Genomic DNA, 23639 nt, shown 5'->3' with positions numbered 1-23639 from the left:
AAAAATATAGCTTACAAAGTACACACGACGAGCAAGATTGTTTGTTCGTGATCGAGTACTATTTATTTTTATTTAAAGATAAGCAGCTTACATTTAACTGGTTTTATTAAACAATGCCGATTTGCAATATATGTGGCTTAAGGTTGAAAATTTCAGCACTTAGACGTATAGATGCCACACTCTAATATGGAATAACGTTGTTGCAATTTATGTGTTATGCAGAATGAAAACATCTATACCGTTTTTAATCAACCATGTTGAATAATTTGAATCTGTGGAAATGCAAAGCCCTTACAGGATAATTCAGAACGCCATGCCACCGTCAGCATGACTCGGCTCAGCTGGAGATTTTGATAGGCAAAGCTGCCCAATAACGGATGCGTAGAGATCCCACCATCATTCATCACATGCACTCCAGTATTTAGCTCATTTAGACTCAAACGAATCCCTAGGCCCGATGCTTTTAAAATCGCCTCTTTTGTGGTCCACACCTTAAACCAAAAAGTAGGATCAAAGTCTAACGCTTGCCAAGCTTGATATTCTTGAGGATGAAAAGCATGTTTAGCTAAAGCCTCAAAGCGCACCTTTCGATCTAAGTCCTCGACATCCACACCCAAATCTTGGATCTGTTGACTACTTGCCAAAGCATAATGGTGCTGGCTATGTGAATGATTCACGTGAAACTTCGGATAATCAATTAAATAGGGTTTACCAAAATCTGTTTTTTCAAAAGAGTGGTTACTAATTTCAACTGAAAAAATATCAGACAACAATTGGTTTCTGTATTGATAGATCGCCTGTTTCAGTTCTTGGATCTGTCCCTTTCGATCGCTCGAATGGTAACTCGGAAGAATATTTTGAATAGAATTAACATCCAATTGAATAATACGATTCACAATCCATTCCCAAACATTTTTCATTATCTTAAATCAAAAAAACCCAAAGATCACTTTGGGTTTTGATGTGTTTAACGCTAAATTTAGCTTCTAAATTTCTTTTCAGCCTTTTTAAATTTCTGTACATAACGACGACGACGTGCTGCAACACGCTCATCAATTTGAGATTTACGGCCTTCAAATGGATTTTCAGCAGTTTTAAAGTCAACGCGAACCGGTGTACCTTCAAGGTTATATACTTTACGGAAGACATTTTCCAAATAACGACGGTAGTCCGCAGGTGTCTTATCCACCTTATTACCATGAATCACGATCGTTGGTGGGTTTTGTCCACCCATGTGAGCATAACGCATTTTAATACGTTTACCACTGATCATTGGCGGTTGATGTGCTTCAGTTGCATCATTCAAAATCTGAGTTAATTTTGCAGGTGAAACTTTCAAGTGTGATGAATCATAAGCACGGTGAATAGTTGGATACATCTCACCGACACCTGTTCCATGCAAAGCAGAAATCAAATGCACTTTTGCCCAAGGAATGAAGTCAAAACGACGATCAACATCCAATTTACATTGTTTGCGATCATACTCAGTCATGTTGTCCCATTTGTTAATGGCGATCACCATGGCACGACCAGCTTCGAGTGCATAACCGATCAAATGTAGATCTTGTTCAACCACACCTTCACGTGCATCTAAAACCACCACGATGACATGTGCGTCTTTAATCGCTTGTAGGGTTTTAACGATTGAGAATTTCTCAATCATTTCATCAACTTTACCTTTACGACGTACACCCGCAGTGTCGATCAAAGTATATTGACGACCATCACGCTCAAACGGAATATAAATCGAGTCACGGGTTGTACCTGGTTGGTCAAATGCAACAACGCGATCTTCACCTAACAAACGGTTAACCAAAGTAGATTTACCGACATTTGGACGACCAATAATTGCTAAGCGTAAACCTGTTGCCTTATCGTGTTCTTCTGGGTTTTCATCTTCAGGGACATCCACCAAGATATCCTCAAGCATTTGTTGAACACCACGACCATGACTTGCCGCAACTTGTAAGGGTTCACCCATACCAAGTTTATAAAATTCAACTAATGCAGCTTCAGCATGTACACCATCGACTTTGTTGGCAACCAAGTAAACCTTTTTACCAAGTGTACGCAACTCACGGGCAATCTGCTCATCAGAAGCCAATAGACCAGCGCGTGCATCGACAACAAAAACAATGATATCGGCTTCATTAATCGCAGTTTTTGATTGCTCTGCCATATATGAGTCAATACCACCTTCATTTTCACCGATACCCCCAGTATCAACGACAATGAACGATTTATTTTCATAAGTTGCATCACCATATTTACGATCTCGGGTAAGACCAGCAAAATCAGCAACGAGTGCATCACGGCTCTTGGTAATCTGGTTGAATAACGTTGATTTGCCGACGTTTGGACGACCAATGAGCGCAATTACGGGTTTCATAAAATAACCTTTATTCAAGATCAGCCAGTATGACTGGTCTGAACATCAGAAATGTATAGGAAGGAGAATAGGAAAAACCTAAAATAAAAACACGGGGTATTGATTTTCAATCACCCCGTGTATGGAATTCATACGGATTGCTCTATTTTAACACAAGACTAAAAAAATAGAGAATCCTAATCGTGTCTGTTGATTAACTGTTAACGACTTTGCCAGATACTCATTGCACCTTTGCGTGTCGAAACATAAACTTGATTATCAATCACTCTCAACGTACGTACTTCACCACTGGTTTTAGCACGACCTAACGTTGTTCCTGTATTTGGATCAATTTGATGTAAATAACCATCTAAATCACCCACAACAAGATTTGAACCGAGCAATACAGGGTTGCTTAAGTTACGATTGAGCAGTTGCTCATTTTTCCAAAGCTGCTGACCTGTAATCAAGTCATACGCAATAATTTGACCATCAGTTTGCGATACGATGACTTTACCATCCGTCACTTCTGGACGGTTGATACTGCTTGAATTTTCACTCCACAAAACGCGTTGTGAAGCCAAATCTAGAACAGTAACTTGCCCTTGGAAACTCGTCGTAACCACATATTGTCCTGAAACGACAGGCTCACTGTCCACATCAATCAAGCGCTGAATATCAGAACGACCTTCAGATACCGCAACACGACGTTGCAAACGTGGTACACCTGCAAGGCTATCTATTGCAAAAATATAGCCAGTAGAAGTGCCAATAAGCACGGTACGTGGATCTAAACTAACTGGAGTTGCTTGGCCTCTTAAGCTAAATGAAGCGCTTGGTAACTTATAAGTCCACGCTTGCTGACCTGTCGCAACATCTAAGGCATAAACCGTACCGTCATTTGCAACCACAATCACGCGACCAGATTGAATCAAAGCAGAACTGATAATTGCACCCGACAATTGCGCAGACCATTTGGTCGCACCCGTTGCTTGGTCTAATGCAAAAACATGGCCTTTTTGATTACCAACAATCACCACACCATCTGCTGCTTCAACACCAGAGCTTAAGCCGTCTTTGGTAACTTTAGCATTCCATAAGCGCTGTTTGCCTTTATAGGCAGCCACTTCGCCTTTTGGATCTAAAGCAAACACAACACCATTGTCTGTATCTAAACGTAGACGTAATGCATCTTCACTGCTGGTCGAAGAAACACTGGTCGAAAATACTTGAACCAAGCTTGAAGCTTGTGCAACTTTAGGCAGTGGATTTGGCTTAATCTTCACTTCTTTCGTCTTATTACTTGAACAGCCGATTAAAGCGATTGATAAGATTGCTAAAGCAAAAGGTATTTTAAAATTTCTATCCATTAAGACTCATCCACTTGTGTTGCTAAGATTGGGCGTTCAAGATCAGGATCTTCTACTAATACGCCAACACTTTCGAGTTTAATTTGTAAAATTTGACGTTCTTGTTTACGCTCAACGACCGCATTCCATGCTGCTTGATACGATTTTTTTGCATTTTCAGTGTCATTTTTTGCCACATAAATATCACCTTTCAACTCATCAGCACTTGCCTGAAAAGCAGGATCATTCACAGCTGACAAGGTTTTCAAGGCTTCATCAAACTTCTTTTGCGCCAATTGCGCATCGGCAAGTTTGATTTTTACAACTTGTAACAAACCAGCATCTTTAATTTTAGAATTTTCAACTTTTTTCAGTTCACGCTCAGCCAATGCATAGTCATTTTTATCATAGGCAACTTTTGCCATGACAATTTGTGCTTGAATTGCATGAACAGAATCTGGATTGTCTTTGACAATTTTATCTGCTGACGCGACTAGGGCAGCAGTGACTTTAGCATCACCATTGGCTGCTCGCGCCTCATCCATCAATTGCTGAACTTTGGCTGTTTCATTTTGATTTTCAGCCAAAGTTTTCTTTTGCCAATATTCCCAACCGAAAAAGGCAATCAATGCAATGAGGACACCTGTCACCATAGCCGAGCCATATTTCTTAAAAAATGACTTCACACTATCCAGTTGCTCATCATCAGTCATTGCACTCATTTGACTCCCCTTTTCCTTATGATTATCGGCTTATTTTGACGAAAATTTTTCAATGAAAAAAGGCACAATTTCAGTGGCCTTAATTTCATATTGTTCTGCTGTCGCAAGTTCTTTGACTAAAACTTGCTGCGCTACAGCCTCACGCTCACCAAAGATCAAAGCATAGATGGCACCCGATTGGTCTGCCTTCTTCATTTGACTCTTCATTGAACCCTGTGAACCTGTTTTCAAGCGAATTGTACTATTTACAGCTTCAAGTTGATCACGAATTTGTTCAGCCAATACCAAAGCCTGACCTTGTGTTGCAGGATCTGACAGCAAGAATAACTCACATTCACGCACAGGTGTATTGTCTTCAACTTGTTCAAGAAGCAATAATAAACGTTCCATACCCATGGCAAAACCAACTGCTGGTACAGATTGATCAGGCTTACCTTTCAGCTGTCCAACCAAACCATCATAACGACCACCCGCACACACCGTTCCTTGAGAACCTAAATGTGTCGTTGTCCATTCAAAAACAGTTTTGTTGTAATAGTCTAAACCACGGACTAGTTTTTGATTGATGACAAACTCAATACCCGCATCAGTTAAATACTGTTGCAATTGAGCAAAATGATTCAAACTGTCTTCTTTTAAGAAATCATGCAATTTAGGTGCATTTTCAAGAATTTGCTGAGTTCGTGCATCTTTCGAATCTAAAATTCGCAATGGATTGGTGGTTAAACGACGTTGCGAATCTTCATCCAAATCAGCGTGATGCGCTGTAAGAAATTCAACCAATGCAGCACGATACTCTGCACGTTCATCAGACTCGCCCAAGGTATTTAGTTCAAGTTGAACTTTATCTGCAACACCCATGCGTTTCCATAAACGCGCAGTCATGAGAATCAGTTCAGCATCTTGATCAGGTGTCGATACACCAAAAGTTTCTACACCAAATTGGTGAAACTGGCGATAACGACCTTTTTGTGGTTTTTCATAGCGGAACATTGGTCCAACATACCAAACACGTGGATTTGCACCACGGAGTAAGTTATGTTCCAACATTGCACGTACACAACCCGCTGTGCCTTCTGGACGCAAAGTTAAAGATTCAGGTGGATTACCCTTATCGAAGAAAGTGTACATTTCTTTTTCAACGATATCAGTTGCATCACCAATTGAACGCTTAAACAGATTGGTATGTTCAACCACCGGCAAACGGATTTGCTGATAACCGTATGCATCCATAAGCGATGCTAAATGCTGCTCAAGACGTCTCCACGCAGGTGTTTGCGATGGGAGAAAGTCATTAAAACCTTTAATTGCGACAATTGAACTCATGATGAACTACGAATAATCTCTTTAGCTTTAGCTTTTTCAAGCTCTTGAACACGTTGACGAACCATGCTTTCGATTTCATCAACCAACTGATTTGTATCTATTAAGTGACTCTTTTCGCCATTACGATACACGAGTGAGCGCGGACTTGCACCGACTATACCAATATCAGCTTCTTTTGCTTCACCCGGACCGTTAACTTTACAACCAATGACAGACACATCCATTGGTGTACGAATATCTTCTAAACGCTCCTCTAAAGCCTGCATCACTTTGATCACGTTAAATTCCTGACGTGAACAGCTTGGGCAAGCAATAAAGTTAATCCCATTTGAACGAAGGCTCAGGGATTTTAAAATATCAAAACCAATTTTTACTTCTTCTTCAGGCTCAGCCGCCAATGAAATACGCATGGTGTCACCAATGCCATCCAACAGCAAACCACCTAAAGCAATCGCAGATTTCACTGAACCCGTACGATAGATCCCAGCTTCGGTTACACCTAAATGTAATGGATTATCAATTTGTGCAGATAATAAACGATAAGCATCCATTGTTAAAAATACATTTGATGCTTTTACTGAAATTTTAAACTCATGGAAGTTTAAACGATCCAATATGTCGATATGACGCATTGCAGATTCAAGTAATGCCTGACCTGTCGGCTCACCATATTTCTTTTGGATATCTTTTTCTAAAGATCCAGCATTGACACCAATACGCATAGAAATATCGTGATGACGTGCAGCAGCAACCACTTCACGAATCTTGGCTTCAGAACCAATATTCCCAGGGTTAATCCGCAAACAGTCTGCGCCCATGTCTGCAACTTTCAATGCGATTTTATAATCGAAATGAATATCTGCAACCAATGGTACCGTGACACGTTTACGAATTTCACCAAAAGCTTCAGCAGCTTCCATAGTCGGTACCGATACCCGCATAATGTCCGCACCAACATCTGCACAGCGTTGAATCTGCGCAACTGTTGCATCGACATCACAGGTTTCAGTATTGGTCATACTTTGAATACTGATCGGTGCATCACCACCGACATACACTGAACCTACACGTATTTTACGTGTAGGACGGCGCTTGATTGGATTCTCAATCATGATCTTATCTACTCTTGCCCATTAACGTGACAAACGGAATTCTGCTTTTCCGTTCACTGTATATGGAGACAATGAAATCTGTTCATTATTAAGGCTTAATGACACAGCAGTTGCATCATCGAGACGAATTTGGAATGGTGATTGGCCATTAACGGTTAAAGCAACCGACTGGCGACCAGTCGCCAAAACTTTTCCTGTACTATCTACAATATGTACAGAAGTTGGATGACTGAAATTCAATACCATTTGATCACCTGAAGTCGCAGTTGCATTGTTTAAATTCAACACTTCTACTTCTGAGGCTTGTGGTTTGGCATCGACATCAGCGCTTTTACCCGATGTCATTTTTTGAATTCCAGCAATCACAGCCCAAATCACCGCAAGCGCAACAATGGCAATTAAAATTCGCTTTAACCATTTTTTATTACGATCACTGTTTGATCCAGGCAATTTCCCCATAATCTTGATTGGAGAGTTGTTCAATGCGTGGTTTGGCAAAAGCCCAGTATCATTTTGATAAATTTCATCAAAGCGTTGAATGATTACCGTTGCATCAACACCTAGAAACTTGGCATATGAACGATAATAACCTTTAATAAAGGTTGCTTCTGGCAAAGACTTATATTCATCTTGTTCCAATGCTTGTAAGGTTTTTACAGGCATTTTTAGTTCGTTTGCAACATCTTGAATGTCTAGGTTTTTGGAGACTCGAATTTGACGCAAATACTCACCTGGACGTTGAACATTTCCTAAGCCATTAGATGCTACGTTTGAACCTGTAGGTTGCTGTGAATTAGGATTTACTTCCATACGGCCTCAGTACTGTACTGTAATTGCAGATAACGTTGATATTCTTTACTGTCCGGGAACAATGCACGCAGTTGGTTGACCAACACTTGCATTCCCATCTGATCATTATTGGCACGTGCAATACGTAAACCAATCCAAAGCGCTCTCGCACCCTGTTTGTCCTGACCTACTAAACGAACATATTGCTCATAGAGTTGACTTGCTTGCGCACTTTTTTGTTGCAAATAGAAAATTTCTGATAACTCTACCAGAGAAATAATTGAATCGCGATTGACTTGTAAAGCTTGTTTGAATGCTTTTTCAGCATTTGCCACATCACCCACTTTTAAGTAAACCCGACCTAAATTTTCTAAAGCCTTGTAACGTTGATCATAGCCAAGCGCAGCACCAGCTATACTCAATTGTTCAATCGCGTCATTATAGCGCTCAGTAACAAATAAATATGTTCCATAATTATTACGAGCTTGTGCATTTTTTGAGTCACTGGAAATCGCACGCTTAAAATAGCCGTCTGCTTTTTCCATACTGATCTTACTGCCTTCTTGTTGCAATAAGACACCCATCATCATATTTGCCGCAGAATCACGTGAATCAGTTTCTAAAGCTTGGTCTAGTGCGCGTTTTGCAGCATCTAAATCACCTGTACGAATATATTCAGCAGCAAGCTGAGTACGTACTTTAACGGCTTTTTCAGGATCTTTTTTAATTATTGTGTCTGAATTTGTCGTTTGACAACCCTGTACGACCAATGCAGATAAACCAATTGCCAATATTACAACTGCTTTTTGATACATCGATTTTCTCAAAGTCAGCCCCTGATTATTTGTTGATATAAATGTATGTCTACAAATCTTTAAGCTTATGAACGAATAATCTCACCACGTTCAGCAACTTTCTTTTTCCACTGCTCTGCACGACGGGTACGATCTGCCACTTGCCCGACCAACTGCCCACACGCAGCATCAATATCATCACCACGTGTCTGACGAATCGTACACACAAAACCTGCATCAGACAAAGTTTTTTGGAAAGAAATAATACGATTTCGACTTGAACGGCCATATGGCGCATGCGGAAATGGATTAAATGGAATCAAATTAATTTTACTTGGTAAGTTTTTCAGTAACTTAATCATTTGTTGTGCATGTTCAGGATGATCATTCACTCCTTCCAACATCACATATTCAATAGTGACATGTTTACGAGAGCTTTCATTACCATCTTTGGCAATATAACGCTGACATGCAGCAATCAATTGTGCTAATGGATATTTTTTATTAATCGGCACCAATTCATTACGTAATTCATCATTTGGCGCATGTAAAGAAATCGCCAAAGCCACATCTATATCTTGTGCCAATTGGTCAATTTTCGGTACAACACCTGAGGTTGATAATGTAACGCGACGTTTAGACATGCCGTAAGCAAAATCATCTAACATGATATTCATTGAGCTTAATACAGCATCATAGTTGAGTAATGGCTCACCCATTCCCATCATCACCACATTGGTCACCGAGCGCTCACGTTCAGCAACAGGTACGTCTTCCATATAAGAATAGTTGGCCACCCACAACTGTCCAATGATTTCATCGGGGGTTAAATCACGCTGAAAACCTTGCTTTCCTGTTGAACAGAATGAGCAATCTAAAGCACAACCCACTTGTGATGAAATACACAGTGTTTTACGTGAACCTGTTTTATCTTCTGCTGGAATCAATACCGTTTCAACCAAAGAGCCAGCACCATCGCCAACACGGAATACCCACTTACGAGTTCCATCTTTCGAATAGTTACGATGCACCACTTCTGGGGCTTTGATTTCACAAATTCTTTCTAGTTTTTCACGCAATTTTCCTGAAATATTGGTCATTTCAGCAAAATCAGTGATAAAAAATTGATGCATCCATTTCATTACCTGCCCAGCACGGAATTTTTTCTCGCCGATTTCTTCGAAGAATTTTTCCAATTGCGGACGTGACATGCCAAGTAAATTCACTTTCTGCACATTTGCAGTCTGAATACGATCAGCCTGTACAGATTTTGATGATGCAGGCTGCTGTTCATCTAGATTTAACGATGAAGCGACAACTTCAGAATTCATGGGGATTACCTAAATCATGCCGTAGTAATAAAACATATTGACCAATATTTAGCCAAATAAAGCAACAAAAATAAAAAAACCAGACAAGTAGTATATCACCTATCTGGTTTCGGGTCTGTTATCAATTCATAAATCGGAGATTTATTCGTGTAGAAAAAGAGACCCTAGATACGTCGAATTAACGAGTACGTGGGCAAACTTCAGTTTGAGCGAAGAAGTAATTTACTTCACGGTCAGCAGATGCAACTGAGTCAGAACCATGCGCAGCATTTTCATCGATGCTTACAGCGAAATCTGCACGGATTGTACCAGGAGCAGCTTCTTTAGGGTTTGTAGCACCAAGAATTTCACGGTGAGCAAGAACTGCGTTTTCACCTTCAAGAACAGATACTACAACTGGACCAGAAGTCATGAATGCAACAAGGTCACCAAAGAAACCACGTTCTTTATGCTCAGCATAGAAACCTTCAGCTTCTGCTTTAGAAAGGTGTTTCATTTTAGTCGCAACGATTTTAAGACCAGCTTTTTCGAAACGAGCAAAGATGTCACCAATGTGGTTTTTAGCAACTGCATCTGGTTTTACGATAGATAAAGTACGTTCAATAGCCATGAGTGGCTCCTTTAGTCAAATTGACACGAAAATTTGGGCGCATTATACCGAATAATGAACAATTTTCTGCTTTTAATCTGTAAAAAATTTGGATTTTTCGATGCGCTGTGACGTTTAGCTCATTCAACAACATCTCAAGCCATTAATTCGCTTCATCAATCCATGCCATTTGAATGGCTTCTAGCAGACCTTCAGTCGATTTGGTTGGATCATCACTAAATTCTGGCAATGCACAAATCCATGCATGCATATCGGTAAAACGCACCCATTGTGGATCCACATCTGGATGCGCTTCACTGAGTTCAATTGCGATATCAATTGTATCTGTCCAACGTAAGCCCATATCAGGTCTTCCTTTGCTCAATTTAATTCTGCTACTGTATCAAATCTCAATTCATTCAGAAATAAATCATTCTAGACATTTACAAGATTCACCACGGATTCAAGCGTTTAATTTACAAGACGGATTGAATTGAGCCAATTATTCAAAGTTAAAACCTTGATGATCAAAATCATCAGATTCTTTAAAAATAAAATTACAGACCAGCAGTAAGTAAACCATCATAACATCACTCCTAAATATGGTGCGCTTAACACAATCAAACTCGCGACACTTGCACCAATCAGTGCGCCAACAATGACATCGCTTGGATAATGCAGACCCAAAACCATCCGAGATAACGCTACAAGAATGGTAAAAGGCATCATAATGAACAACATAACTGGTTGAATATAGCCAAAGACAATAGTGACCATGACCGCATGTAACGTATGGCCTGACGGAAAGCTAAAATGATCCAATGGTCGTTCACCCAGAATAATGACTTGATGAACTTGATAAGGTCGTGGTCTCACTGTTTTATGTTTTAAGAACTTATAAATTCCAGTTCCTAAAAGCCCCATAACAACGACATAGAGAAGTTGCAGACCATAGATCCAGCTCTTTTGTAGCCAAATCAGAACCAACATTGCGCACCAGAAAGGACCATCTCCCAAACGGCTCACAGTTTTAAAGAACGTCGCAATACTTTGGGTATGCGATAAATTATTGAGATATAAACAACCTCTAAGGTCGAGATCGAGCATTTTTATTTTGGTATTTTTAAAATTCATTTTCCACTCTCCTCTCATTATTTGAGATGAACTAGGTCAGTCGTTTTGCATACTGCGTTACCTGGTATAGTGCTTCTTCGAATTGTTGTACGGGATGTTGCCATCCAATGCTTTGCACATCATGCATCGCTTGTTGCCCGAAACGTTTGAGTGTGCTGTTATCTGGAAGATCTAATACATGTTGAGTGAATTGCTTGATGTCTCCAATTGGACATAACCAGCCATTCTGCGCATGTCTGCCATGAAGTTGAGCGCAGGCATAGTCATAAGCAATAATCGGTAAACCACTCGCCATCGCTTCGATAACGACATTCCCAAAGGTTTCTACCTGACTTGCAAAAACAAAAACATTTGCACTCGCATAGGCTTCAGCAAGTTGTGTGCCAGTTAGACTGCCCATAAAAATCACATGTTCAGCACCCGGCATTTTTTCTAAACGACCACGATCTGGACCATGCCCTACCAGCACCAACTTTACTTTTCGTTGTGCTTGTTGTCGCAGTTCAGAATAGGCATCAATCACCACATTGACTTCTTTTTCAGAAGACAAACGCCCAACATAGATCAAGACTGTGGTGTCTTCATCTGTACCCCACTGTTGTCTCAACTGTTCGGAGTAGCGTTGTGATGAAAAGCGTTCTGTATCAATTCCTCGCCCGACCACAACCAATGGACAGGTCACACCAAACTCACGTAATGCCTGTTCTGTATCACGGCTTGGCACACAAGTCAGTTGCGTTGCGTTATGGAACCATCGCAAATAACTTTGAATCGGTTTGACCAAGAACGCTAAATCAAAAAAGCGGCTAAATTCTTGGAATTGTGAATGAAACCCACTTGATACCGGAATTCGTCGTGTCTTTGCCGCATGCAGCGCAGTAAAGCCTAAAGGCCCTTCAGTCACGATATGTACCACATCAGGTGAAAATGCCGAAATTGCTTGAGAGACTTTTAGAAATTGGGGCCAGCCAAACTTCATGTCTGGATATTTCGGAATTGATTGCCCAGTCACCAAGCATTCTTTATTTGGGCTAAAGTCTTGACATTGGGTCTTTTGTGCAGGGCGAATCAGTAATATTTTATGACCTTGGTTTTGCAAGCCTTTACACAGTTGCATTAAAGACAAAGCAACACCATTGATTTCTGGTGGCCATGTTTCAGTCACGATTGCAATTTTTAGTCGAGGTCGGGATAGGTCACGAATAAGATGGTCTTTATTCGTATCGATTTTTTTCTTGTTTGGATTAAAATAAAATTTAAAGTTATCGGGAAAATCTTGTTGTTTAAATTGCAAGGTGTTCGCGTACGGTTTATTCATACGATACCTAATCTCTTCATTTTTGAATAGATTAGGCTAAGTTTTTGACATTTTAATGATTATTTAATGACAGTTTTTTGACCATTATCAGTTTTCATCAGAAATACGATTTAACAAACCATTCTGAACTTGATAAAGCTGTCCATTACCAAAATCAATTTGTTGTTTTTCACCATGTAAACTTGGGAAACCAACAATTTTTTCAAGTTGCGGAGAACGTTGAAATTGTTGTGTTTTTGGATTGTACATCCAGTAAATATAGCGTTTATCATCGACTGTACGACCTTGTGACAAGTCCGACACAATGACATCATAATAACCATCAAAATTGATATCCATATAGCCAATACTGTTTGGATAACCAGTAAAACCTGTCAAGCTCTGTACCACTGTATTGTTGGTTTTATTTAACACATCAACACGTTTTAAGGTTTTTCCATAAGGGCTATTGGCATCATCTTGACCATAAAATTTAAAGATAAAAACGGGTTTATTGCTGACTTTAAAAGCAGGCTCAAACTGTATCGACTGCCAAGCTGTATTTGGTTTCTTTAACAATGATGCTTTAAACACGCCTGTATTTGCATTTAATAGGCCAGTTAATTGATCACTACTATTTACAGAAGGATCTGATTCAGCAGTAATCGACTTTAAATCCAACTGATCTGCTTTTTGTGTCCCTTTAAAGTCTGTTGTTGTGCCATCCATTAAATCCGTCAGCACACCATGCGGATGAGCAATCCCCGCATAAAGATTCATAAAGTATCGACCTTCACTCGACTTGAGCATACGTTGCATCGATACGCGTACGCCACTCAACGATTTTAGCGCAGGGTTGCTCGAAGTGGACTGCGTTTCAGCAAAACTAAAGCATGAAATAGACAAAGTCGTCATTGCGATGAGAAGTTTAGATTTCATACTTGAATACCACGTTTAACCAAAATCAATAATGTGTAATTTATCACAAAATAAATTTTTATTAGTTAAAAATTGCTACCCTAAAGATGGTTTTACAAAGTGCGATTTAGACGCGACCAATTGGCTGTTTGGCAACATGACCTTTTTTCTTTAACTCCTCAATATACTTTAATTCATTACGCGCTTTTGCATCCGAGGGATCAACCTTTAAAACTTTATTAAAATATTGAGTAGCTTCATCTAGTTGATTTAATTCAATCAAACTCACCCCTAAACTACGTCTTACACTCTGTTGAATCGCCAATCTTTTTTCTTCAGGCTCAAGCAAATACAGATGCTGTTCAGCAGCTTTATAGCTTTCCAATGAGGCTTGCCACTGTTTTTGTGCTTGCTGGATAAACCCTGCCTCTTTTAAATACTCACTATTAAAAGGTGATAGTGTTAAAGCACTTTGTAACTTTACTTGAGCATTCTTTAGATCATTCATTTCAATAAATGCATAAGCGGCTTGAAAGTATAAGTCCGCCCAACAACTTGAAAAAACTCGAATATTTTTTTGCTTTCCCATATCAAGCATCAGATATAGCAAGGTTTCAGCAGTGCCATTGGCTGCATAGAGAGTATCTTGGCTATTGTTTTGGTATTTTTCAAAATACTGAATTGCTGTCTGTAATGCTGCAATGGCCTGTTGTGGATGCCCCGCATTTAAAGACTGCTTGGCTTTTTCTAAAGCATTGTACGCAATCTTTTCATCGAGTACTTTATTTTGTGTATTTTGAGGCTGATTATGATTCTGCCTAGACTTTTGCATAGAATCATCAACGCTCGCGTTCTGTGCATATACTGGATATATAGCACAACAGCCAAGCATACTGATGCTGACTAAATACATATTTAATTTCATGTTATTTTCTGCTTTATTATTAACTTTAACTAAAATATAACATAAAAAACCCACTCAAAAGAGTGGGCTTTGATAAAAACTAAAAATTAGTTCTTTTCTTTATCTACGATTTTGTTGGCTTGAATCCAAGGCATCATCGCGCGCAATTTACCGCCAGTCACTTCAATACCGTGAGCTGCGTTTTGACGGCGACGAGCTGTCATAGATGGATAGTTCAATGCACCCTCTTGGATGAACATCTTCGCATATTCACCTGATTGGATACGTTTAAGTGCATTACGCATCGCTTCACGTGATTGCTCGTTGATCACTTCAACGCCAGTCACATATTCACCGTATTCAGCATTGTTAGATACTGAATAGTTCATGTCCGCAATACCGCCTTCAAACATTAAATCAACGATTAATTTAAGTTCGTGCAAGCATTCGAAATAAGCCATTTCAGGTGCATAACCCGCTTCAACAAGCGTTTCATAACCCATTTTAACCAATTCTACAGCACCACCACAAAGTACTGCTTGCTCACCAAATAAGTCAGTTTCAGTTTCTTCACGGAATGAAGTTTCGATGATACCTGTACGACCACCACCTACACCTGAAGCGTAAGAAAGTGCAACGTTACGTGCATTACCAGAAGCATCTTGATGAATCGCAATAAGATCGGGTACACCTGAACCACGTTGGAATTCTGAACGTACAGTATGACCTGGTGCTTTTGGTGCAACCATGATCACGTCTAAATCTTTACGTGGAACAACTTGGTTATAAAGTACAGCGAAACCATGTGCAAATGCTAAAGTCGCACCTTCTTTGATGTTTGGTTCGATCACGTCACGATAAAGCTGTGATTGAAACTCATCTGGTGTCAAGATCATCACTAAATCAGCTTGAGCAACAGCAGCTGGAACTTCAGCAACTTTAAGGCCTGCATTTTCAGCTTTTTTCCAAGAAGTAGAACCAGCACGTAAACCAACAGTAACGTCTACACCTGAGTCTTGAAGGTTTTGCGCGTGAGCATGACCTTGTGAACCATAACCAATGATCGCTACTTTTTTACCTTGGATGATAGATAAGTCGCAGTCTTTATCATAAAAAATTTGCATTGCTGTCTCCGCTAAAATGCTGTGTTTCCTCTTCCTATCCTGAAGATTATTGTTTTGAATCTTCTAGTCTAAGTCCCTCTCCTATTGCGAGGAGAGGTTATACATGAGGGAATAAAAAATCAAATAATTAATTACTGGTTGAGGTGCAACTAGAGTGAAAGAACCTTTTCACCACGAGCAATACCAGATACACCAGAACGAACAACTTCTAAAATTGTGTTTTCTGCAAGTGCATCAATAAAACCATCAATTTTTTCAGTTGTACCCGCAATCTGAATGGTATAAGTCGTTGGTGTAACATCAACCACTTGAGCACGGAAGATATCCGCTGTGCGCTTAATTTCAGCACGTGCAGAACCCAATGCTTTGACTTTAATCAGCATCAGTTCACGCTCAATGTGTGCGCCTTCTGACAAATCAACCACTTTAACCACTTCGACCAATTTATTGAGCTGTTTGGTGATTTGCTCAATTTTATGGTCATCACCATAAGTGGTTAATGTCAAACGTGACATGGTTGGATCTTCAGTTGGTGCGACATTTAAAGTTTCAATGTTATAACCACGTTGAGAGAACAACCCCACTAAACGAGAAAGCGCACCAGCTTCGTTTTCAACGAGTACAGAAATAATATGTCTCATTCAGTACGCTCCCCTTTAGACAACCACATATCTTGCATAGATTGACCTGCAATAAGCATCGGATATACATGCTCGGTACGATCAACCATCACGTTAATGAATACACATTTATCGTTAATCGCCATTGCTTCTTTAAGCTTAGATTCAAGCTCATCCGCATGGTCAATCTGGATACCTACATGGCCGTAAGCTTCCATCAATTTTGGAAAATCGGGTAATGACTCAACATAAGAACTTGAATGACGTCCTTCATAGTTCATATCTTGCCATTGTTTTACCATCCCCAAAGCACGGTTGTTCAAGCAGAGAATTTTCACATTTAAGCCATATTGCTTACATGTAGAAAGCTCTTGGATACACATCTGAATCGATGCTTCACCTGTGATACACACCACTTGTTGGTCTGGAAATGCAAGTTTCGCAGCCATGGCATAAGGTAAACCCACACCCATTGTGCCTAAGCCACCTGAGTTGATCCATTGACGTGGACGTTTGTATTTGTAATACATCGCACCAAACATTTGATGCTGACCAACGTCAGAAGTAATGATCGCTTCACCATTGGTTACTTTGTCTAATACTTCAACCACTTGTTGTGGTTTCATCACACCATTTTCACCTGGCGCATAACGCAAACCATGTACTCTGCGCCATTCGTTGATTTGTGACCACCATGCCGAGATTTCTTCAGGGTTTGGTTTAGAAACATTCATTTGTTTCAATTGAACCAACATCTCTTGAAGTACTGGCTCTACCGCACCCACGATTGGGATATGCGCCATAATGGTTTTTGAAATCGTCGCTGGGTCGATATCAATATGAATCACTTTCGCGTTAGTACAGAACTTCGCCGGATTATTGGTTACACGGTCATCAAAACGCGCACCGATCGCCAAGATAACATCAGCATTATGCATACTCATATTGGCTTCGTATGTACCATGCATACCCAACATACCCAAGAATTGCTCATCATCGCCTGGGAACGCACCCAAACCCATCAGCGTATTGGTCACTGGGTAATTCAATAAATGCGCCAATTCAGTCAGTAATGCAGAAGCATTGCCTTGAACAACACCACCACCCGTATAAATCACAGGGCGTTTGGCATTAATAAGCTCATCAATGGCTTTACGAATTTGACCTGAATGACCGCGGTGAGGTGGCTGATAAGAGCGCATCTTCACTTTTTCAGGATATTCATAAGCAAACTTGTCGACAGGATTGGTAACATCCTTCGGAATATCAACCACAACAGGACCCGGACGACCTGAAGCAGCAATATAAAATGCTTTTTTAATAACGGCAGGAATTTCACTTGCATGACGCACTTGGAAACTATGTTTTACGATCGGACGAGAAATACCGACCATATCTGTTTCTTGGAATGCATCTTCACCAATAAGATGGCTGGCAACCTGTCCAGACAAAATCACCATTGGGATTGAGTCCATATAGGCTGTAGCGATTGGTGTTACAGTGTTGGTTGCGCCAGGTCCAGATGTGACCAGCACTACACCTGTTTTACCCGTCACACGTGAGTAAGCATCTGCCATATGACCAGCAGCTTGCTCATGACGTACGAGGTAATGATTGATTTTATCTTGTTTAAATAGCGCATCATAAATATGTAATACTGCGCCGCCTGGATATCCAAAAACATGTTCAACGCCTTCGTCCGCCAATGCACGAACGAGCATTTCACCACCAGATAAAAGTTCCAACGTATTCACCCTAATCTTTATTCCACAGCGCTATGGGAGACACAGGCCGTGTTTCATTCATTGATTGTGCGCTCTGTTATAGCACACATATTTACTAGTTTTTGCAGCAATAAAAAAATAAATCGTCACGCAGCTGTTTGAGCTGTATGAATCACTGAAATATGTTGGGATAAACATGCTTCGGTAGAGTCATTTTCTCGGCTTAGAGAAAATGTTATTGCTTGCTTTGATATTTTTACTCGAAGGGTGATCGAAAAAAACATCTGAAACTAAAGCAAGCATTTTTGTAGTTTTAGCGAACAAAGTCAAGGTTTCTATCAGGCTTTTTATTGTTTATTTACCAAGCGTTTATTTTTAAAACTATTCCTTTTTTTTGGTTGTCTTATAAATAAAATTTTCAAAGACTTATAAGCCAATAAAATTGCAAAAGAATTATTTAAAATTTTATTTTTCTGTATAAAATAAATACGATTTCAAAAATACCCAGATCAAGCGAAAACAATCCGATGTATATTAGATAGCAGAATGATTTTTCGTTTTCATCTGAATAAAAAATGACTCAAAGGTTTTATAAAATGAAACAACGTCAACGCTTTGCACACACTGTTTTTGTATCGACAATTTTTGCCTTATTCTCTATGGTTGGGGTCAGCGCCAGTCATGCAAAACAGTATTATAAATGGGTAGACAGCAAAGGCTCTACCCATTACACCACCACACCGCCACCGAAGAATGCGCGCAGCCAAACTAAGGTGAACACTTATGGCTATCATGGAGATTCGAGACCTACCAACCCAGCACCAACAGCACAGCCAAATACCTCACAAAATCAGCCACAAAATGGGCAACCTCAAGGTACTCAACCTGTAACCCCAGCACCAGTGGTTAATCCACCGAATACTCAACAGCCCAATGTCGCACCACAAAATGAGCAAAATACACCTTCTAGCCTTGCGACGCCTCAATAATTAAATTAAAAGTAAAATCACAAGTTTTTCAGATTTAAAAGCGCGCAAAATTCACTTTTAGATGGATTTTGCGCTATGCTGTGTGCACAGTTTTTTAACCATTATTCTCAAATACATTTATGACTACTCATATTGACCCTGAATATCAAGCAAATGCGATTGAGCCTCAAGTCCAAAAAGACTGGGAAGATCGCAAATCGTTTAAAGTTGCCGACACTGTAGAAGGTCCACGTCGTTATATCCTCTCGATGTTCCCTTACCCAAGCGGCAAACTGCATATGGGTCATGTGCGTAATTATACTATTGGTGATGTGATCAGCCGCTTTCACCGTCTCAAAGGTGAAACTGTGCTACAACCAATGGGTTGGGATGCTTTTGGCTTACCTGCTGAAAATGCAGCGATTGCCCATCAAGTTGCACCAGCAAAGTGGACCTTTGAAAATATTGCATATATGCGTGATCAATTGAAGAAACTTGGTCTATCTGTCGACTGGGATCGCGAATTTGCCACCTGTACGCCAGAGTATTACCACTGGGAACAATGGTTATTTGTACAGCTCTATAAAAAGGGCTTAATTTATCGCAAGCTGTCTACAGTAAACTGGGATCCTGTAGACCAAACTGTTCTTGCAAATGAACAAGTTGAAAATGGACGTGGTTGGCGTTCAGGTGCATTGGTAGAAAAACGTGATATTCCAATGTATTACTTCCGTATTACCGATTATGCACAAGAATTATTAGACGATTTAGATACCTTAAAAGACGGTTGGCCACAACAAGTTTTAACCATGCAACGCAATTGGATTGGTCGTTCAACGGGTATGGACATTACCTTCCCGTCGGCAAATCCTGAAGTTTATGCAGATGGTTTAACGGTTTATACCACACGTGCCGATACCTTGATGGGGGTAACTTATGTTGCGGTTGCAGCTGAACACCCTCTAGCACTCAAAGCTGCTGCGATCCAATCAGAAGCAGGCAAGCCAGAACTTGCTGCCTTTATTGAAGAATGTCGTATGGGTTCTGTTGCAGAAGCGGATCTTGCGACTGCTGAGAAAAAAGGCATGGCAACAGGTTTATCTGTTAAACACCCTGTTACGGGTCAAGATATCCCTGTTTGGATCGCAAACTATGTATTGATGTCATATGGTTCAGGCGCGGTGATGGCCGTTCCAGCACATGATGAACGTGATTTTGAATTTGCCAATAAATTTAACTTACCAATCAAACAAGTCATTGATGCCAAAGGCTCAGATGATGCTGAATACTCTGCGTCTGAATGGCAGGAATGGTACGGTTCTAAAGAAGGTAAATTGGTCAATTCGTCTGAATTTGACGGTTTAGACTTCCAAGCTGCTTTTGATGCATTCCTAAGCAAATTAGAACCACAAGGTCTTGCCAGCGCTAAAGTTCAATTCCGTTTACGTGACTGGGGTGTTTCTCGTCAACGTTACTGGGGTTGTCCAATTCCGATGATCAACTGTGACAAGTGTGGTCAAGTCACTGTTCCAGAAGATCAACTGCCGGTTGTTCTTCCAACAGATGTGGTTCCAGATGGTTCAGGTAATCCTTTAAATAAAATGCCTGAATTCTATCAAACAAAATGCCCAAGCTGTGGTGGTGATGCACGTCGTGAAACCGATACTTTGGATACCTTTGTAGAGTCGTCTTGGTATTATGCACGTTATGCTTCTCCTGATTTCACGGGTGGTTTAGTTAAACCTGAAGCTGCAAAATCTTGGTTGCCTGTAAACCAATATATTGGTGGTGTAGAGCATGCCATCCTACATTTACTTTATGCTCGTTTCTTCCATAAACTTATGCGTGATGAGGGTGTGGTACAAGGCAATGAACCATTTACCAACTTATTGACTCAAGGTATGGTTTTAGCGGATACCTTCTATCGTGAAGCGGAAAGTGGCAAAAAAACTTGGTTTAATCCTGCGGATATTGAGTTAGAAAAAGACGAGAAAGGTCGTGTACTTTCTGCTAAATATTCAGGTGACGGTCAAGACGTTGTGGTTGGTGGTCAAGAGAAAATGTCGAAATCGAAAAATAATGGTATCGACCCACAAGCGATTATTGACGAGTACGGCGCGGATACCGCACGTGTATTTATGATGTTTGCTGCACCACCAGATCAATCTTTAGAATGGTCTGATGCTGGTGTTGAAGGTGCAAACCGTTTCTTAAAACGTGTATGGCGTTTGGCAGCAGGCTTCCTTGAAAAAGGCAACCATGCAACAGCAATTGATGCTTCGAAACTTTCCACTGAAGCACAAGACCTGCGTCGTAAGACCCATGAAACAATTCAAAAAGTGGGTGATGACATCGAACGTCGTCATGCATTCAATACCGCAATTGCAGCTTTGATGGAATTACTCAACGCCAGCAATAAGTTTGAAGCAAAAGATGACAATGATGTTGCTGTAGCACGTGAAGCGATTACCACTTTGCTGACTTTACTTGCACCATTTGCACCACACTTAAGTCAGACCTTATTGACTGAGTTCGATATCGATTTAACTTCGGTACTGTTCCCTACGGTTGATGAGTCTGCATTAACACGTAATACACAAACGATCGTAGTTCAAGTCAATGGTAAGCTTCGTGGCAAGTTAGAAGTCTCTGTTGATGCATCGAAAGATGAATTATTGGCATTGGCTAAAGCGTTACCTGAGGTTCAGCAATTCTTAACAGGTCCAACCAAGAAAGAAATTGTGGTTCCAAATAAGCTTGTGAATTTGGTGGTTTAATTCCTGCTTAAATCCCCTCTCCTTCTAGGAGAGGGTTAGGGAGAGGTCATTCCCCTCATCCTAACCTTCTCCCTAAGGGGAAGGGACTTTAGTAGAATAAACAAAACCCAAACAAAGCCCGTTGTCATTCAACGGGCTTTGATTCTAAAATGGCGTGAATTTATAAAGATTAAATATTCCATATCCAATGGAATTTCATGAGGACAAAGCATGCATTTAGTTCAACGTGTTGCTGCAGTTGTATTAACTTTGGGTCTGAGTGCGGGCTTAGTAGGTTGTGGCTTTCATTTAAAGGGCACCAATGCCCAAGCAACGCCTTTGGTTTACACCAAATTACAACTGGTGTTACCAGCGAATACTGAAGATCTTGAAAAGAAACTCAGTGTTTATTTAACTGCGACAGGTGTCCAACTGAGTAATTCAAGTGATGCTTATGTATTACGAGTATTAGACTACAAACCTGTTCGTCATGAGTTAAATGGTAAATTGGTAGAAACACTACTCCGTCTAAGTGTTACTTTCCAGATTGAAGATAAACAAGGGAATCCGATTACTGAACCTCGAACCTTAAATGCATCTCGTAGTTATCAATATGATGTTGCAACGGTCAACACAGATGATCAACAATATAAATATCTGAGCCAAATTTTGATTGATGACATTGCACAACAAATGTCGCGTCAAATTGCAGCCAACCGCTTACCTAAAGCACGTACTCTTTCGAACCAACCTGTAGCGCAATAATTCTATGAAACTTGACTATTTACAAGCCCTTAAACGTGTTGATGAAGCGCGAGGTGTTTGGATTTTACATGGTCAAGAACCACTTCTAGAACAAAACCTACTCGATGCTTTAAGAAAAAGCTGGGCAAAACATGAAGTAGAAAGACAACGCTATGATCTCAATAGCGTTTCCGACTGGAAAAATGTCTTTAATGCTTTGAATAGCTTATCTTTATTTTCTCAAAATCTGGCACTTGAAGTCCATGGTAATATCAAACCCGATGCCAATGGACTCAAACAACTCAAACACTATATTCAACATAATGAACACAACTTGCTTGTGATCATTATGCCCAAACAAGACTCAAGTAGTCTAAAGTCAAGTTTCTTTCAAACAGTTGAAGCCAATGGTGTTGTGATTGCTTTAACCGCAAATTACCCGCAAGACCGTCAACGAATATTGTCAATCGAAGCAGATCAGCTCGGTGTCCAATTAAATCAAGATGCCTGGATCTGGCTTGAACAACATCATGAACATAATCTTTTGGCTGCCAAAAACAGCCTGATGCGTGTTGCCGATACCTTCCCAGATCAAAAACAGATTTCAATTGAACATTTACAAGAATGTTTACAGGATCAATCACGTTATAGCACCTTTGATTTAAGTGATGCATTGATTGCTGGAAACTTGGCACTTTCGATTAAAATTTTCCAATATCTTGTGGAGTCAGGCGAACCCAACAGTTTAATTTTATGGACAATTAGTAAAGAAATGCGTCTTTTGATGCAGTTGTATGAACAACCACAAAATGCCTTACAGCTCGGTATTTGGAAAACCAAGATTTCTTTGTATCAACAAGCACTTAGACGCTTAAATCCACATTCATTTTTAACTTGGCCACAACTGTTATTGCGTGTAGATGCTGCAATCAAAGGACTCAGCAAAGAAAGTCCAGAACATATCATTCAACAATGTATTGCTGAGTTGTGTGGAAAAACTTTATTTATCAATGCTTAGATAGATATTATGCAGAATAATTCTCATTTCCATTTATTTTAAAAAATTCACG

At 40.1% G+C, this 23639-nt stretch carries 22 protein-coding genes; 4 read left to right on the top strand and 18 right to left on the bottom strand.

Features of this window, described 5'->3' with window-relative positions:
- Nucleotides 1–248 precede the first annotated feature (248 nt).
- The 18 genes from AC07WY_RS18480 to AC07WY_RS18395 form a co-directional block, all read right to left on the bottom strand.
- Nucleotides 249–920 carry a 4'-phosphopantetheinyl transferase family protein gene (locus AC07WY_RS18480; protein ID WP_151802133.1) on the bottom strand — a complete coding sequence of 224 codons (672 nt, stop codon included), beginning with the start codon at nucleotides 918–920 and terminating at the stop codon, nucleotides 249–251.
- A gap of 59 nt (nucleotides 921–979) precedes the next feature.
- Nucleotides 980–2389, bottom strand: a complete 1410-nt coding sequence (gene der / locus AC07WY_RS18475) for a ribosome biogenesis GTPase Der (RefSeq protein ID WP_004725892.1) — start codon at nucleotides 2387–2389, stop codon at nucleotides 980–982.
- 200 nt (nucleotides 2390–2589) lie between these two features.
- Entirely contained in the window at nucleotides 2590–3738 is a 1149-nt protein-coding gene (bamB, locus tag AC07WY_RS18470; protein WP_004725891.1) for an outer membrane protein assembly factor BamB, read from the bottom strand.
- Nucleotides 3738–4439: a YfgM family protein gene (locus AC07WY_RS18465; protein WP_004816992.1), complete on the bottom strand. Its 702-nt coding sequence runs from the start codon at nucleotides 4437–4439 to the stop codon at nucleotides 3738–3740. Before AC07WY_RS18465 ends, bamB begins: the two co-directional genes overlap by 1 nt.
- 30 nt (nucleotides 4440–4469) lie before the next feature.
- Nucleotides 4470–5765 carry a histidine--tRNA ligase gene (gene hisS / locus AC07WY_RS18460; RefSeq protein ID WP_262087029.1) on the bottom strand — a complete coding sequence of 432 codons (1296 nt, stop codon included), beginning with the start codon at nucleotides 5763–5765 and terminating at the stop codon, nucleotides 4470–4472.
- Nucleotides 5762–6877 carry a flavodoxin-dependent (E)-4-hydroxy-3-methylbut-2-enyl-diphosphate synthase gene (gene ispG / locus AC07WY_RS18455; protein ID WP_004725885.1) on the bottom strand — a complete coding sequence of 372 codons (1116 nt, stop codon included), beginning with the start codon at nucleotides 6875–6877 and terminating at the stop codon, nucleotides 5762–5764. The genes hisS and ispG overlap by 4 nt, the downstream gene beginning before the upstream one ends.
- A gap of 21 nt (nucleotides 6878–6898) precedes the next feature.
- Complete coding sequence (locus tag AC07WY_RS18450) at nucleotides 6899–7687, bottom strand: helix-turn-helix domain-containing protein (RefSeq protein WP_494736898.1); 789 nt, start codon at nucleotides 7685–7687, stop codon at nucleotides 6899–6901.
- Nucleotides 7678–8481, bottom strand: a complete 804-nt coding sequence (gene pilW, locus AC07WY_RS18445) for a type IV pilus biogenesis/stability protein PilW (RefSeq protein WP_004725881.1) — start codon at nucleotides 8479–8481, stop codon at nucleotides 7678–7680. Before pilW ends, AC07WY_RS18450 begins: the two co-directional genes overlap by 10 nt.
- 65 nt (nucleotides 8482–8546) lie before the next feature.
- On the bottom strand, nucleotides 8547–9791 hold the full coding sequence (gene rlmN / locus AC07WY_RS18440; protein ID WP_105714392.1) for a dual-specificity RNA methyltransferase RlmN: 1245 nt from the start codon (nucleotides 9789–9791) through the stop codon (nucleotides 8547–8549).
- A gap of 178 nt (nucleotides 9792–9969) precedes the next feature.
- A complete protein-coding gene (gene ndk, locus AC07WY_RS18435) occupies nucleotides 9970–10401 on the bottom strand; it encodes a nucleoside-diphosphate kinase (RefSeq protein ID WP_004725878.1) in 432 nt (143 codons plus the stop codon).
- A gap of 142 nt (nucleotides 10402–10543) precedes the next feature.
- Entirely contained in the window at nucleotides 10544–10744 is a 201-nt protein-coding gene (gene iscX, locus AC07WY_RS18430) for a Fe-S cluster assembly protein IscX (protein WP_004725877.1), read from the bottom strand.
- 218 nt (nucleotides 10745–10962) lie between these two features.
- A complete protein-coding gene (locus tag AC07WY_RS18425; protein ID WP_004725875.1) occupies nucleotides 10963–11514 on the bottom strand; it encodes a phosphatase PAP2 family protein in 552 nt (183 codons plus the stop codon).
- A gap of 31 nt (nucleotides 11515–11545) precedes the next feature.
- Nucleotides 11546–12832, bottom strand: a complete 1287-nt coding sequence (locus tag AC07WY_RS18420; RefSeq protein WP_494736897.1) for a glycosyltransferase family 4 protein — start codon at nucleotides 12830–12832, stop codon at nucleotides 11546–11548.
- An 87-nt stretch (nucleotides 12833–12919) separates the two neighbouring features.
- Nucleotides 12920–13750: an XAC2610-related protein gene (locus tag AC07WY_RS18415; RefSeq protein WP_494736896.1), complete on the bottom strand. Its 831-nt coding sequence runs from the start codon at nucleotides 13748–13750 to the stop codon at nucleotides 12920–12922.
- 106 nt (nucleotides 13751–13856) lie between these two features.
- Nucleotides 13857–14654: a tetratricopeptide repeat protein gene (locus AC07WY_RS18410; RefSeq protein ID WP_494736895.1), complete on the bottom strand. Its 798-nt coding sequence runs from the start codon at nucleotides 14652–14654 to the stop codon at nucleotides 13857–13859.
- 86 nt (nucleotides 14655–14740) lie between these two features.
- Nucleotides 14741–15757 (bottom strand): ketol-acid reductoisomerase, encoded by a 1017-nt coding sequence (ilvC, locus tag AC07WY_RS18405; protein ID WP_004725869.1) that lies wholly within the window; start codon nucleotides 15755–15757, stop codon nucleotides 14741–14743.
- Between the two features lie 149 nt (nucleotides 15758–15906).
- Nucleotides 15907–16398: an acetolactate synthase small subunit gene (gene ilvN / locus AC07WY_RS18400; protein ID WP_004725868.1), complete on the bottom strand. Its 492-nt coding sequence runs from the start codon at nucleotides 16396–16398 to the stop codon at nucleotides 15907–15909.
- Complete coding sequence (locus AC07WY_RS18395) at nucleotides 16395–18122, bottom strand: acetolactate synthase 3 large subunit (RefSeq protein ID WP_494736894.1); 1728 nt, start codon at nucleotides 18120–18122, stop codon at nucleotides 16395–16397. Before AC07WY_RS18395 ends, ilvN begins: the two co-directional genes overlap by 4 nt.
- A gap of 575 nt (nucleotides 18123–18697) precedes the next feature.
- Here AC07WY_RS18395 and AC07WY_RS18390 point away from each other — a divergent pair.
- The 4 genes from AC07WY_RS18390 (at nucleotide 18698) to holA (ending at nucleotide 23587) form a co-directional block, all read left to right on the top strand.
- The gene (locus AC07WY_RS18390; protein WP_494736893.1) at nucleotides 18698–19090 is read left to right on the top strand and encodes a DUF4124 domain-containing protein; all 393 of its coding nucleotides are present in this window, start codon (nucleotides 18698–18700) and stop codon (nucleotides 19088–19090) included.
- 119 nt (nucleotides 19091–19209) lie between these two features.
- A complete protein-coding gene (gene leuS, locus AC07WY_RS18385) occupies nucleotides 19210–21846 on the top strand; it encodes a leucine--tRNA ligase (protein ID WP_494736892.1) in 2637 nt (878 codons plus the stop codon).
- Nucleotides 21847–22056: 210 nt separating this feature from the next.
- Nucleotides 22057–22590: an LPS-assembly lipoprotein LptE gene (locus tag AC07WY_RS18380; protein WP_234624052.1), complete on the top strand. Its 534-nt coding sequence runs from the start codon at nucleotides 22057–22059 to the stop codon at nucleotides 22588–22590.
- A gap of 4 nt (nucleotides 22591–22594) precedes the next feature.
- Nucleotides 22595–23587: a DNA polymerase III subunit delta gene (holA, locus tag AC07WY_RS18375; protein ID WP_004725854.1), complete on the top strand. Its 993-nt coding sequence runs from the start codon at nucleotides 22595–22597 to the stop codon at nucleotides 23585–23587.
- Nucleotides 23588–23639 lie beyond the last annotated feature (52 nt).

This window comes from Acinetobacter sp. GW821-FHT01C12 (assembly GCF_059422625.1).
Note: the sequence above shows the minus strand (reverse complement) of the source record. Positions and strands in the feature narration are given on the sequence as shown.